We start from the raw sequence: 12,984 nt of genomic DNA, 5'->3' as shown, positions 1-12,984 counted from the left end.
CAGCAGGAGAATAGTATGAGCGACGCACCGTATTTTGAACGCCACGTTTTTTTCTGCATGAATAAACGCGAAGACGGCCGCAACAGCTGCGGCGACCATGGCGCGGAAGCGGCGCAAAAGCATTGCAAGCGCCGCATCAAGGAACTCGACATGAATGGCGCGGGCAAGATCCGCATCAACCAGGCCGGCTGCATGGACCGCTGCGAAGAAGGCCCGCTGCTGGTGATCTACCCGGAAGCGACCTGGTACACCTATGTCGACACCAGCGATATCGATGAAATCATCGATACGCATCTGGTGGGCGGCAAAATTGTCGAACGCCTCAAGATTTAATGCCAATTTAAGAGATACCCACCAGTATGAGCATCATGAACAGAAACTCGGAAAAATTTACCCTCGCCGGCCATGCAGGCAGCATGGAAGGCTTGCTCGATTTCCCGGCAGACACTCCGCGCGGCATCGCCCTCGTTGCCCACCCGCACCCTTTATACGGCGGCACGATGGATAACAAGGTCACGCAAACCCTGGCGCGCGCCTTTGTCGCGCTCGGTTACGTGGTGGCACGCATCAACTTCCGCGGCGTGGGTGCTTCCGAAGGCGTGCATGACCATGGCGCGGGAGAGACGGACGACATGCAATTGCTGTATGAACACATGCGCAGCCTGTACCCGGGCTTGCCCGTGGCCTTGTCCGGTTTCTCGTTCGGCACCTTCGTGCAATCGAAACTGCAGGAGCGCCTGGCTGCCGCCGGCACACCCGTCGAGCGCCTGGCGCTGATCGGCAGCGCGGCCGGCAAGTGGGCCATGGCCGATATTCCCGCCGACACCATCTTGATCCACGGCGAACTGGACGACACGATTCCCCTGTCCGCCGTCTTCGACTGGGCCCGTCCACAAGACATTCCCGTGATCGTGATCCCCGGCGCCGACCACTTTTTCCACCGCAAGCTCAACCACATCAAGAACCTCGTGATTGCCCTGTGGCATGGTGACAAACCCGCAATCGCAGCAGATGATCATTGAAGTGTGGGCTTACTAGCGCCTCCACGGCTATAATTGATCCGTTTTTTCCACGCGGCCATGCAGGTAGCAACAGCATGGCCCTCAGCCTTCATCTTTTTCTCGCAGACCAGCCCCATGAAAAAACTTTTAGCGGCACTGGCCTCCAGTGTATTTTTCTTTTCCGCCGCCTACGCCCAGAGCGTTCCAGCCCCGACCATCGCCGCCAAGTCCTGGCTGTTGCTTGACGCCACCAGTGGCCAGATCATTGCTTCGCAAGATCCGGACGCGCGCATCGAGCCGGCATCGTTGACCAAGATCATGACGGCTTACCTGACGTTTGCCGCCATCCGCGAAAAGAAACTGGCGCTGGACCAAAAAGTGAACGTGTCCGTGCGTGCCTGGAAAGTCGATTCGAGCAGCTCGAAGATGTTCATCGACCCGGCTACCCCGGTCTCGATCGACGATTTGCTGCACGGCCTGATGATTCAATCGGGTAACGACGCCGCCGTGGCGCTGGCTGAAGCCGTTGCTGGCGATGAAGGCACGTTCGTCGTGCTGATGAACCGCGAAGCGCAACGCATGGGCTTGAAAAACACGCGTTTTGCCAATCCGCATGGCTTGCCTAGCCCCGATAACTATTCCACGGCGCAAGACTTGTCCGTGCTGGCCAAGCGCGTGATCGCCGACTACCCGGAATTCTACAAAATCGATTCCATCAAGAGTTTTACGTACAACAAAATCACCCAGCCTAACCGCAACCGCCTGCTGTGGCTGGACCCAACCGTCGATGGCATGAAGACGGGCCATACGGAAGCGGCTGGCTATTGCATGATCGCGTCGGCCCGCCGTCCAGGCGGCACGGGCGAGCGCCGCCTGATCTCCGTGGTGCTGGGCACCTCGTCGGACCAGGCACGCACGCAGGAAAGCCAGAAGCTGCTGAACTGGGGCTTCCAGAACTTCGATACGGTCAAGCTGTACTCGAAGGGCCAGGCCGTGGCCACGCCGGAAGTGTGGAAGGGCTCGAAAGGCACCGTGAAAATCGGTTTCGCCCGCGATGTGCTCGTCACCGTACCGAAAGGCACGGCTGCCAAGATGAAACCGGTGCTGGAACGCAAGGACCCGCTGGTCGCGCCATTGGCTGAAAACGCCCCTGTCGGCAAACTGAAAATGATGGTCGACGACAAGGTCCTGCTGGAACTGCCTGTCGTGGCGCTGGAAACCATCAACCAGGCCACGATCTTCGGCCGCGCCTGGGATTCGATGCGCCTGTGGATGAAATAAGCAGTTAGCCCCCCCATAAAAAATGCCCGCAGATGCTGCGGGCATTTTTTTCGTCCGTAGACTTTACTTCGCCGGCGCATCCTTCAGGTGCGGCTTGCGCGCCACGGGGGGGAAGGTGCCGTGGCGGCCTGCCGCAAACGTCGCCTCCGTCTGCGACGCTTCCACCGGCACGGACACCTTGCGCACCTTGGCCACCTGCGCCGCCGTCACCGGTGTGCCGCGGTTGCCCCAGCTGGTCTGGATGAAGGTCACCACCTGGGCAGTCTGCTCGTCATCAAAAATGTCGGCATACGGCGCCATCGTCAGCGCCGACGGCGCCGTGCGCGTGGCCGGCACGGCGCCACCCGACAGCACGATATTGATGGCCGACGTGGGATCGTTCGTCTGCAGCACGGCATTGCCGGCCAGCGCAGGGAAGGCCTTGTCGTAGCCCTTGCCGTCGGAGCGGTGGCAGCCGGCGCAGCGGTCCAGGTACAGCTGCGCGCCCTTGGAATTGACGATACCGCTGAACAATTGCTTGCCCAGCTTGTCATCGGCCACGAAGGCCGGCGTGGCTGGATTCGACGGCGGCAGCGACTTCAGGTATTTCGCCATCGCCGCCAGGTCGCCATCCGTCATGTGCTGCATGGAATGGGCCACCACATCGTTCATGGCGCCGAACGATGCCGTATGGCTGTTGCGGCCCGTTTTGAGGAATTCGGCGATCTCCGCCGCGCTCCAGCGCGCCAGGCCGCCGCCATGCTCATTGCGCAGCGAGGGCACGGACCAGCCGTCGATGACGCCGCCGCCGGCCAGGAACGTCGTGTTGCCTTCGTCCGTCAGCGATTTTTCCTGCATGCCCACGCCGCGCGCCGTGTGGCAAGCGCCGCAGTGGCCCAGGCCCTGCACCAGGTAGGCGCCGCGCAGCAATTGCGCGTCGCCCGTGGCTGGCGCCTTGTAGGGCTGCGGCGTGGGGGCAAACGCCCAGCGCCAGATGGTCAAGGGGAAACGCATCGACAGCGGCCATGGAATATCGGCCGCCTTGTTCGGCGTCGGGTCCGCCTTCACGCCATGCATGAAGTAGGCGTACAGGGCCTGCATATCCGCCTCGCTCAGGCGCGAATATGAGGGGTAGGGCATGGCCGGATACACGGTGTAGCCATGTTTCGTCACGCCGGTACGCATCAGTTTGTCGAAATCGGCAAAGCTCCAGTCGCCGATGCCGGCCTTTTTATCCGGCGTGATATTCGTGGAATACACCTTGCCGATCGGCGTTTCCATGCCCAGGCCGCCCGCGAACGGCTGGCCTTTCGTGCCGGCCGTATGGCAGGCGATGCAGTCGCCGGCGCGGGCCAGGTATTCGCCCTGGCGTATCAGCTGGGCGTTCGGGGTGGTGGCAGACCAGGCGATGCTGGGGGTACTGGAGGCAAGCGCCAGCAGCAGCGCGCCCACGGTATGGGTGAATGTGTTGTTCATCTTCTTGTTCTTTATCAGGCGACCAGGGGACGGGGATCTTTCAGGTATTGCTCGCGGATGGCCTTGGCCGACCAGTAGGTCAGCGCGCAAGCGAGGCCCGTCGGGTTGTAGCCGATACCGACCGGGAACACGCTGGAACCGACGGCAAACACGTTGTGCACGTCCCAGCTCTGCAGATAGCGGTTGACGACGCTGGTCTTGCGATCCGCGCCCATGGCCGTGCCGCCCGCCCAGTGGGTGGTCTGGTAGTTGCGCAAGTCCAGGTGGTCGCCCACGCTCTTGACGGACACCTTGATCGCTTCCGGATTCATGGCCTCAGCCACCTTCATCATCTTGTCGGTGACGAAACGGCTCATCTTGATGTCGTTTTCCTTCCAGTCGAAGGTAAAGCGCAGCAATTGCTGGCCATACTTGTCCGTGTAGGTGGGGTCCAGGTCGACATAGCAGTCGCGATACGTCATGTTGGCGCCGTGGCAGTCGAAGGAGACCGTGTTCAAATAGCTCTTCTTGACGGCCTTTTTCCAGGCAGAACCCCAGGCGGGCGTGCCATCCGGCGTGGCGATGCCCGAGATGGGCTTGGAGCCGGCCGGGTTGCACCAGGCGGGTGAGCCGCCGACAAAGCCCAGCGGGCCATGGTCGAAATTGTCGCCATTCCAGTCATCGAGGGCGACGCCCGTGCCGCCGGCGCCGATGAAGGGGTTCGTGTTCGTGTCCTCCTTGAAAAAGGTCTGGATGGTGGACATCATCTGGTAGGCGATATTGCGCCCCACCACGCCTTCATTGCTGACGGGGTCGTACGGCTTGCCGATGCCCGACAGCAAAAACAGATGCGCGTTGTTGTAGGCAAAGGCGCTGGCGATGACCAGGTCGGCCGGCTGCTCGACGGCCTTGCCGTCCGCATTGATGTAGGTCACGCCGGTAGCGCGTTTCTTGCTGCCGTCGAGATTGATGCGCACGACATTGCAATTGGCGCGCAATTCAAAATTGGAGACCATGCGCAGGGCCGGCATGATGTTGACGTTGGGCGACGCCTTGGAATAGTTGTAGCAGGCGTAACCGGAGCAGAAACCGCAGAAATTGCACGGTCCCATCTGGCAGCCATACGGGTTCGTGTACGGGCCGGACGCGTTCGACGAAGCGTTGACGAATGGGTGATAACCGACGGCCTTGGCCGCGCGGCGGAACAGTTCGGCCGTGTACGGCACTTTTTGCGGCGCCAGCGCGTAATTGTCGGAGCGGTCGCCCTCGAACACATTGCCGTCGCCGACGACGATACCGTTGACCTTATACGCCTGGCCCGAGGTGCCGAAGACTTTTTCCACGAAATCGAAGTGCGGCTCCAGCTCGGCGTAGGTCACGCCGAAGTCCTGGATCGTCATGCCTTCGGGGATGAATTTCTTGCCGTAGCGGCGTTCGTAGTGGCTGCGGATTTGCAGCTCTTCCGGCAAGACGCGCCAGTGCATGCCCGACCAGTGCAGACCTGCGCCACCCACGCCCGTGCCGGGCTTGAAGGCGCCGATCTGACGGTACGGCACGGCCACGCCCGTGATACTGTGGCGGAAGGTGAACGTGCTCTTCGACATATCCTGGAACAGCTTGCTGCGCTGGATGTAGGTCAGCTCGTCGAGGGTCTTCGGATAGGCGCCGTCGGGATAGGTGTCGCGGTACTCGCCGCGTTCCAGCGCGACCACGTTCAGGCCCGCTTCCGTCATTTCCTTGGCCATGATGGCGCCGGTCCAGCCAAAGCCGACAATCACGGCATCGACAGGCTTCATTTTTACATCTGGTTTGATATCACTCATGATGGTTTTTCTTTTTCTTTGATCTGCTACAAAAAGTCTTATGCGATAGAAACAGGCGGCAGCGGGTATTTCTTGCCGTATTGCTCCACCCAATCCATGTAATCGGCGCGCGCGCCGGGGAAACCCACCATCTTCCAGGCCAGCATGTCCTTGTTGCCACCGTGGACGGGGTCGCAAAAGTAGCCTTCGCGCGTGTTTTGCAGCAGCTGGTTGAAGAAGACCTTGGCCGGCACTGCGCCGATGTCCAGGCTTCCCTTTTGCAATTGCGTGATGACGGCATCGCGCTCGGCCGCGTTCAGCTGCACGAAAGGCTTGCCGGACTGTTTATTGACGGCTGCATTGACGCCGGCCAGGGCGCTCTTGTACAGCTCGCGCGGCGCCATGTGGAACTGGTAGCCGAACTGTTCGATCGAGGGCACGAACGGCCCCTGCATGTACCACAGCGCGCCATACGCGTACGGCGTGTTCATCTGCAAGTCGATGAATTCATGCGCACCCGATTCCAGCGCGCCCGGCCCTTCGCCATCGGCCGGGATCAGCCGGTCGACCAGTGCGCTCAATGTGGCCCATTCGGTGGCGTCGAAAAAGCGCGGTTTGTAGGCAGGCTGGTCCTTGGAGACGGCCATGGCCAGGCCGCCGCCGGCGCCGGCCAGCAAGGCCACGGCAGGCGCGGCGCCGACGGCCTTGCGCAGGAAGTTACGCCGGTGGGGCGAAATCCCGATGATTTTCATAGGTTTTCCTCAGGCGGCACGAGCCGCCACAGTGATGGATGTGGGAGTCAGAAAGAAAATGCGGGCACGCGCCGCTGAGATTGCAGATTTCACGTAGAGATGACTGGAGTATCGCGGCGCGCTGCATCAACCTGCCGGTTAATTGACCAACATGATTGACAAGCAGTTGCTTTGCATTTACGGTGCGCATCGTACCATAATTAAAAGAAACATTCAGAGACAGGTTCGACGTGATTAAAAAAGAGGCAGCGGTGCGTGGCCGCCCGCGCAAGGCGGGCGTGGAAGATGCGGTACTGGAAGCGATCGTCATGCTGGTGCGCCAGCATGGGCTCGACGCCGTGACGATACAGATGGTGGCCGACGTGGCCGGCGTGGGGCGTCAGACGATCTACCGGCGCTGGCCGCGCCGCGAAGACATGCTGCTTGACGCGCTCGTCAAGCGCACGGCGGAAAAGCTGCAGCGCGCGCTCGACATGCCGGACGGCCAGGAAATCGAGGCGATCTGCGCACGCATCTTCGACAACCTGAACGCCGACGGCCGCTTCACCTGCGATCTCCTGGTGCTGATCCACAATGATGCGGCGGCGCAGCTGCGCTTCCGCGAGCAGATCGTCGCACCGTGGATCACCCTGGTGGTGCAGCGCCTGGTCAACATCGGCGTGCGCGCCGACCTCGACCTGCGCCTGTTTGCCTTCATGCTGCAATCGGCGCTCGTGTACCAGATGCAACTGGGCGGCCAGCTCGACGCTGCCCTGCAGGAACGTTGCTGCCGCTTTATCCGCAGCATGCTGTAGCACTGGATATAATCGGGGCATCACCTTCTTCGCCACCATCAGAAAGCCAGCCCATGAGCCATGTATTTCCCGCCAGCCTGCAAGCGCCGCGCAGCCGTTTAAGCAGCAACGGTCCCGAACTGTCGCGCATCGTCGCCGGCATGTGGCGCATCGGCGAGTGGAATATGTCGGCGCAGCAGCGCCTGGCCTTTATCGAGCAATGCCTGGCGCTGGGCGTGACCAGTTTCGACCATGCCGATATCTATGGCGATTACAGCGCCGAAGGCCTGTTCGGCGAAGCGCTGGCCCTGCAGCCGGGCTTGCGCGACAAGATGGAACTGGTCAGCAAATGCGGCATCAAGCTGCTGTCGCCGCACCGGCCCGGCCACGCCATCCAGCATTACGACACGAGCGCGGCGCACATCACCAGTTCCGTGGAACACACCTTGCGCCAGTTGCACACGGACCGCCTGGACTTGCTGCTGATCCATCGTCCCGACCCGCTGATGGATTTTGACGAGATCGCCGGCGCCTTCACCCAGCTGCAGCAGGCGGGCAAGGTCTTGCACTTTGGCGTGTCGAATTTCAGCCGCCACCAGTTCGAGTGCCTGCACCGGCGCTTCCCGCTGGTGACGAACCAGGTGGAATTTTCGCCGCTGCACGTGGCGCCGCTGTTCGATGAAACCTTCGACGGCTTGCAGGATGTGGGAGTGGCGCCGATGATCTGGTCGCCGCTGGCGGGCGGCCGCCTGTTCCAGGGCGGCGACGCGAATGTGGAGAATTTGCGCAATGTCATCAAGCAGATCGCCGACCAGCTGCAGCGTCCGTTTGCCAGCGTAGTGTTTGCCTGGATCATGCAATTGCCATGCCGTCCCCTGCCGCTGACGGGCACGGGCCGCATCGAAGCCGTGGGCGTGGCCGTGGAAGGCACGCAGTTCACGCTCAGCCGCAGCGACTGGTTCGCCATCCTGCGTGCCGCGCGCGGGCACGAGGTGGCTTAATACTTAGAAGGTCTAACAACCGTAGCGAGCGGCAGTGAGTTGTGGCAGAGAAGCGCAGCTGTGCGAATACACGGGGACGCCGAGTCAGTGAGCATCGCAGGCCGCAAATCGCGACGCGCAGTAGGTTGTTAGGCGTTCTAGTCGATCTCGTCAGGGTCGTTGAATACCTGCGGCAACGCAATACCGCGCCAGCCCAGGTACCACGCCAGGTTGAGCAGCAGGGTGGCGGCGATGTAGACGGCGAAGAACAGCGCGAAGAAGCTGGTCTTCAGCCACACCAGCAGGGCGATGGCGACGATCAGCACCAGCAGCGCGGCCAGGCTTTTCTTTTGCTTGGAGCTGGGGAAGCGCAAGGTCGACACCATCAGGCTGCCCACGCCCACCAGCAGCAGCATCAGCAGATAGCTGTGCAGCATGGAATCGATGGGCGCCGGCCACGCCACCACCACGGCCGCCACGCAAGCGGCCCCGGCCGTGATCGGCATGCCGACGAAATACAGGGGATCGGTACGCCCCACGTTCACATTGAAACGCGCCAGGCGCATGGCGCCGCACGCGACAAAGAAGAAGCTGGCCATGCCGCCAAAGCGCAGCAGCAGCGGATCGTGCACGCCCATCTGCACAAAACCGTAGCAGTACAACAGGACGGCCGGGGCGCAGCCGAAATTCATCACGTCGGCGATGGAATCGAGCTGCACGCCAAACTGCGAACTGGTGTTCGTCAGGCGCGCGACATAGCCGTCGAGCGCATCGAACACACCGGCCAGCACCAGCAAGGCGGCGGCCAGACGGTAGGCATCCGCGTCGCCGACAGTCGCGTTATCGACGGAAATGACGATGCTGGCAAAACCGCAGGCTATCGAAAGCAAAGTCACCATGCTGGGCAAGGCGTACTTGGCGCGCTGCAGGCGCGACTTGGGCGATGTGTTCAAATTTGTGGGCAATCAAAGAAATCGGTAATGAGGCTACGCAGCGGCAAACGCTGCACTATGCTCATTCTACCCTGCGCAGCTGCGGCACCGTCCGCGCACGAGCGCGCGACATATCTTGTCATGGATGCTCTACGGCATATAAAAATGCCTTAGAATCGTTTTACAGGGCAGCACGTTGGCTTACCGCTGTCCGCCTACCTATACAGGAGTCAACTTGATTGTCTCGTCACTGCGTTGGAAATACTGGATATCCGCCCTGCTGAGCGCAGCCCTGCTGAGCGCCTGTGGTGGCGGCGATAGCGGCGACAAGACGTCGCTGAGCACCTCGACCCCGGCAGGGCAGCTGACACAGGAGCCCGGTGCTCCCGTCCTCAGCAACAATATTGCCACCGATGGTTTCAACTGGTTCAACTACCGGCGCAGCCAGATCGGCCTGTCGCCAATGGTGCGCAATGGCTTGATCGACAGCGCGGCCCTGGGCCATTCCAACTACTTGAATCTCAACAATACAGTGGCGCACGAGCAAGTGCAGGGCAAGCCCGGCTTTACCGGCGTCAAACTGGGCGACCGCCTGGCCAAGGCCGGCTACGTCGTCACGTCGCTGCAGGGGGAAGTCATCGCCGGCGCCAGCAACACGTCCGGCTTTTACCTGGCCGAGGAACTGGTCACGGCCATTTATCACCGCTTCGTCATTTTCGAGCCCCTCTTCAAGGAAGGGGGCGCGGGCGCGGCCGTCAGTGGCGCCGGCTATGCGTATTTCACCACCGACCTGGCCGGTAACCGCAGCTATGGCTCCGGGCTGGCGGCAGGGAAAATCGTCACCTACCCATTCGGTGGCCAGCAAAAGGTAGCCGTCAGTTTTTCCAGCGATAACGAAGCACCCGATCCCGTGCCGAACCAGGACGTGGTCGGCTACCCGATCAGCGTGCATGCCAACTACGGCACGACCGTCAGCGTGACGGCGTTCAGCGTGCGCCAGCGCGGTGCCGCCGCGGACTTGACGGTGCGCCTGCTCACCAGCGGCAATGATGCACATACGCCAGTCTCGGCCGCGTCCATCATCCCGCTGGCGCCGCTGCTGGCGAACACGGCCTATGACGTGAGTTTCATCGGCAAAGTCAATGGTACGGACGTCACGCAGAGCTGGTCATTCACGACACGCTAGCGATTTTGCCGACTGCCAAGCGGGCGCAGCGTCGGGGACGACTGGATGTAGAATAGCTGTTCCTGCTTTACGGCAATTGACAAGTTTTCGGGCGCTCTGCACAGCATGCTGAAACCACACGCCACTTGCGATGATGATGCCGCCGTTGCGGCATCCGACATGGTCCGCATTCTCGATGTCGAGAACGGACTGGGCCGCATCATGGGCGACCGCATCCTGTACCTGAAAATCCTGCGCCGCTTCCTGCATGACCACGGCACCACGCCGTGCCAGATCCGCGCCGAATTCGACACGGGCAACTATGCCTCCGCGCGCCTGAAGGCGCATACCTTGAAGGGCGCCGCCGGCATGATCGGTGCGCGCCACGTGCATGGCCTGGCCGAAACGCTGGAGTCGGCACTGCGTGCGCAAGCGCCCGACCTGGCCCGGCAAATGCTGCAGCTGGAACTGGCGCAGGATCAATTGCTGGGCGCGGTCAGCAGCATGCTGGGCACGCCGGAGGCAACCCACACGGCGGCGCAGGACGTGGCGCCCGATCCGGCCGCGCCCGCCATCCAGCTGCTGCTGGCGCGCCTGGCCAGCCATCTGCGCGAAGGCGACGGGGCGGCCATCGACATCCTGGAAAACTCGGCCAGCCTGCTGGCGGCCAGCCTGGGCGTCAACGTCTACCAGGAAGTGGCAGCCGCCGCGCACGAGTTCGATTTCGACGGCGCGCTGGCGGCACTGCTGCGGCGCCGCTAGTCTCCACGCTCAACGGTGGTATTGCGCCTCTTCCGCGTAAGCCATGCCGCAACTCTTGCCGCAAAAGCGGCGCACGGCGTCGAGCGGCTTGTCGCAGTACCAGCACGCGCCTTTTGGCGGCAAGGTAGCGATCAATTCCGGCATGGCGGGCAATGCCGCCAGCACCTCTCCCTCGCGTTCCACGACGTCCGGCTGTTTGCTGTCCATGGCGCTTCCTTTCCTAGCGGCACTTCAAGGCCGCTCAGCAAGATTACGTCAGCACAGTTTGAAGCCCATGACATTTCTCAACGGCGGCCACGCTTGCCCCATCGGCACTTTGAAATTTCCAAACGACAACGTTGCCACTTCACACTACAATCAGTGTTCCGTTCACTTGCGCGCTCGCCATGAAACACATCCCTCTGCTGCTCTCCTGCCTGCTGCTCAGCGCCTGCGCCACACGCGCGCCCACTGCCTACACCCTCAATTCGGGCGCCGAACGCACGCCGGAGCAATTGGCAGTGGTGTTCGAACACGCCGACCTGACCTTGCGCATCGACCCGGCCAGCCGCAGCATCGCCGGCGACGCGCGCCTGACCTTCCTGGCCACGCAGCCGATCTCGCGTTTCGCGCTGGACCTGGACCGCAATCTGCCGGTCGATGCCATCGAAATCGACGGCAAGCCGCTGCGGCCGCAAGACTATGCCAACCCGGACGGGCGCCTGAGCATGACCTTGCCGGCCACCCTCGCGGCAGGCGCGCGCACCACCATCCGCATCGTCTACCACGGCGTGCCGCACGTCGCCGTGAAAGCGCCGTGGGATGGCGGCATGGTATGGTCGAGCACGGCCGATGGCGCGCCGTGGATCGCCAGCGCCGTGCAGGGCGAGGGCTGCGACCTGTTCTGGCCCTGCATCGACCATCCGATGGGCAAGGCCCAGCTGATCGACCAGCATATCCAGGTACCGGCGCCGCTGGTGGCGGCCGGCAACGGCATCGCGCTTGGCATGGATGAGGCCGACGGCTGGCGCACCTGGCACTGGCGCGCCAAACACCCGAGCACGTATGGCATCGCCCTCAACGTGGCGCCCTACCGCAGCCTGCAGGGCGAATATGCTAGCCGCTACGGCAACCGCATCCCCCTGCAGTTCTGGTACTTGCCGGAAAGCGAGGCGAAGGCGGGCGCCCTGTTCGCGGAATTGCCGCCCATGCTAGATTTTTTTGAAAGCGTCATCGGCCCCTACCCATTTGGCGATGAAAAAGTCGGTATCGCCGAAACGCCGCACAAGGGTATGGAACACCAGACCATCAATGCCTATGGCAACAAATTCGCCAAGACCAGCTATGGCTACGATGAGCTGCTGCAACATGAATTCGCCCATGAATGGTTCGGCAACCAGCTCACCAACAGCAACTGGGACGACATGTGGCTGCACGAAGGCTTCGGCACGTATATGCAACCGCTGTACATGCAGTATCTGCGGGGAGAACAGGAGTATTTTGCTTCGTTGCAGCAAATGCGCGCTGGCATCGTCAACAAGGCCCCCATGGTCTCGGGCAAGCCGAAAAGCGAGGAAGAAGTCTACGACCTGAAGAAGGGCGGGCCGGGCGGCGACATTTATGTGAAAGGGGCGCTGGTGCTGCACACCTTGCGCGGCCTGATCGGCGACGACGCGTTCTTCCGCGCCGTGCGCCTGCTCGTCTACGGCACGGAACAGCCGCAGCCGGGCCAGTTCCAGCCGCGCTATGGCAGCACGACGGAGTTCATGGCCATCGTCAACAAAGTCACGGGCAGCAATTACGACTGGTTCTTCCAGGCCTATCTGTACCAGGCCGCGCTGCCGGAACTGTCCGCCGTGCGTGACGGCGACACCCTGCGCCTGCTATGGAAGACGCCTGCCGATATCGCCTTCCCGATGCCGGTGGAAGTACGTATCGGCAAGGAAATCCATACCGTTTCCATGTCGCTGGGCTTTGGCGAACTGCCCCTGCCGGCTGGCGCCACGTACACGCTCGACCCGCACTCGCGCGTGCTGCGCCAGGCTGAACATATCGATACCTTTCAGAAATTCAGGGAAGAGCAGGCCAAGCACAAGAAGAGCTGAGCTGCCACAAGTCAGGGC

At 62.0% G+C, this 12,984-nt stretch carries 13 protein-coding genes; 8 read left to right on the top strand and 5 right to left on the bottom strand.

The genetic code is table 11. The features are described from left to right. The first annotated feature begins 15 nt into the window (after positions 1 to 15). From IGS58_RS28070 to IGS58_RS28060, 3 genes are all read left to right on the top strand, one after another. Positions 16 to 333 carry a (2Fe-2S) ferredoxin domain-containing protein gene (locus tag IGS58_RS28070; protein ID WP_034781335.1) on the top strand — a complete coding sequence of 106 codons (318 nt, stop codon included), beginning with the start codon at positions 16 to 18 and terminating at the stop codon, positions 331 to 333. A gap of 35 nt (positions 334 to 368) precedes the next feature. Next, positions 369 to 1,022 carry an alpha/beta hydrolase gene (locus IGS58_RS28065; RefSeq protein ID WP_230523236.1) on the top strand — a complete coding sequence of 218 codons (654 nt, stop codon included), beginning with the start codon at positions 369 to 371 and terminating at the stop codon, positions 1,020 to 1,022. 114 nt (positions 1,023 to 1,136) lie between these two features. Beyond that, positions 1,137 to 2,282 (top strand): D-alanyl-D-alanine carboxypeptidase family protein, encoded by a 1,146-nt coding sequence (locus IGS58_RS28060; protein ID WP_034754313.1) that lies wholly within the window; start codon positions 1,137 to 1,139, stop codon positions 2,280 to 2,282. A gap of 63 nt (positions 2,283 to 2,345) precedes the next feature. Here IGS58_RS28060 and IGS58_RS28055 read toward each other — a convergent pair whose 3' ends face one another. From IGS58_RS28055 to IGS58_RS28045, 3 genes are read right to left on the bottom strand one after another with little or no spacing between them, the layout of a single operon-like run. After that, positions 2,346 to 3,737: a cytochrome c gene (locus tag IGS58_RS28055; protein ID WP_230523235.1), complete on the bottom strand. Its 1,392-nt coding sequence runs from the start codon at positions 3,735 to 3,737 to the stop codon at positions 2,346 to 2,348. 14 nt (positions 3,738 to 3,751) lie between these two features. Next, positions 3,752 to 5,539, bottom strand: coding sequence for a GMC family oxidoreductase (locus IGS58_RS28050; protein WP_052140055.1), 1,788 nt, complete (start codon positions 5,537 to 5,539; stop codon positions 3,752 to 3,754). Positions 5,540 to 5,577: 38 nt separating this feature from the next. Continuing rightward, positions 5,578 to 6,270 (bottom strand): gluconate 2-dehydrogenase subunit 3 family protein, encoded by a 693-nt coding sequence (locus IGS58_RS28045; RefSeq protein ID WP_176385873.1) that lies wholly within the window; start codon positions 6,268 to 6,270, stop codon positions 5,578 to 5,580. A 230-nt stretch (positions 6,271 to 6,500) separates the two neighbouring features. On the opposite strand from IGS58_RS28045, the gene IGS58_RS28040 reads away from it, so the two are divergent. Beyond that, positions 6,501 to 7,064, top strand: a complete 564-nt coding sequence (locus IGS58_RS28040) for a TetR/AcrR family transcriptional regulator (RefSeq protein ID WP_070258737.1) — start codon at positions 6,501 to 6,503, stop codon at positions 7,062 to 7,064. A gap of 53 nt (positions 7,065 to 7,117) precedes the next feature. After that, entirely contained in the window at positions 7,118 to 8,044 is a 927-nt protein-coding gene (locus IGS58_RS28035; RefSeq protein WP_070258735.1) for an aldo/keto reductase, read from the top strand. A gap of 137 nt (positions 8,045 to 8,181) precedes the next feature. On the opposite strand, the gene pssA is transcribed toward IGS58_RS28035, so the two are convergent. Then, the gene (gene pssA, locus IGS58_RS28030; protein ID WP_230523234.1) at positions 8,182 to 8,976 is read right to left on the bottom strand and encodes a CDP-diacylglycerol--serine O-phosphatidyltransferase; all 795 of its coding nucleotides are present in this window, start codon (positions 8,974 to 8,976) and stop codon (positions 8,182 to 8,184) included. A 214-nt stretch (positions 8,977 to 9,190) separates the two neighbouring features. Here pssA and IGS58_RS28025 point away from each other — a divergent pair, with 214 nt between their 5' ends. Together IGS58_RS28025 and IGS58_RS28020 are read left to right on the top strand one after the other, a co-directional pair. Beyond that, positions 9,191 to 10,141, top strand: coding sequence for a CAP domain-containing protein (locus IGS58_RS28025; protein WP_268989985.1), 951 nt, complete (start codon positions 9,191 to 9,193; stop codon positions 10,139 to 10,141). Between the two features lie 105 nt (positions 10,142 to 10,246). Next, entirely contained in the window at positions 10,247 to 10,882 is a 636-nt protein-coding gene (locus IGS58_RS28020; RefSeq protein WP_034781319.1) for an Hpt domain-containing protein, read from the top strand. A gap of 9 nt (positions 10,883 to 10,891) precedes the next feature. Here IGS58_RS28020 and IGS58_RS28015 read toward each other — a convergent pair whose 3' ends face one another. Then, positions 10,892 to 11,089: a hypothetical protein gene (locus IGS58_RS28015; RefSeq protein ID WP_034781317.1), complete on the bottom strand. Its 198-nt coding sequence runs from the start codon at positions 11,087 to 11,089 to the stop codon at positions 10,892 to 10,894. 179 nt (positions 11,090 to 11,268) lie between these two features. Between IGS58_RS28015 and IGS58_RS28010 the strand changes: the two genes are divergently transcribed. Further along, positions 11,269 to 12,966, top strand: coding sequence for a M1 family metallopeptidase (locus IGS58_RS28010; RefSeq protein WP_211552140.1), 1,698 nt, complete (start codon positions 11,269 to 11,271; stop codon positions 12,964 to 12,966). The last annotated feature ends 18 nt before the right edge of the window (positions 12,967 to 12,984 follow it).

The organism is Janthinobacterium sp. EB271-G4-7A, assembly GCF_020858075.1.
In the GTDB taxonomy this organism is placed as follows: domain Bacteria; phylum Pseudomonadota; class Gammaproteobacteria; order Burkholderiales; family Burkholderiaceae_D; genus Janthinobacterium; species Janthinobacterium lividum.
This window is presented reverse-complemented; position numbering and strand designations above follow the sequence as displayed.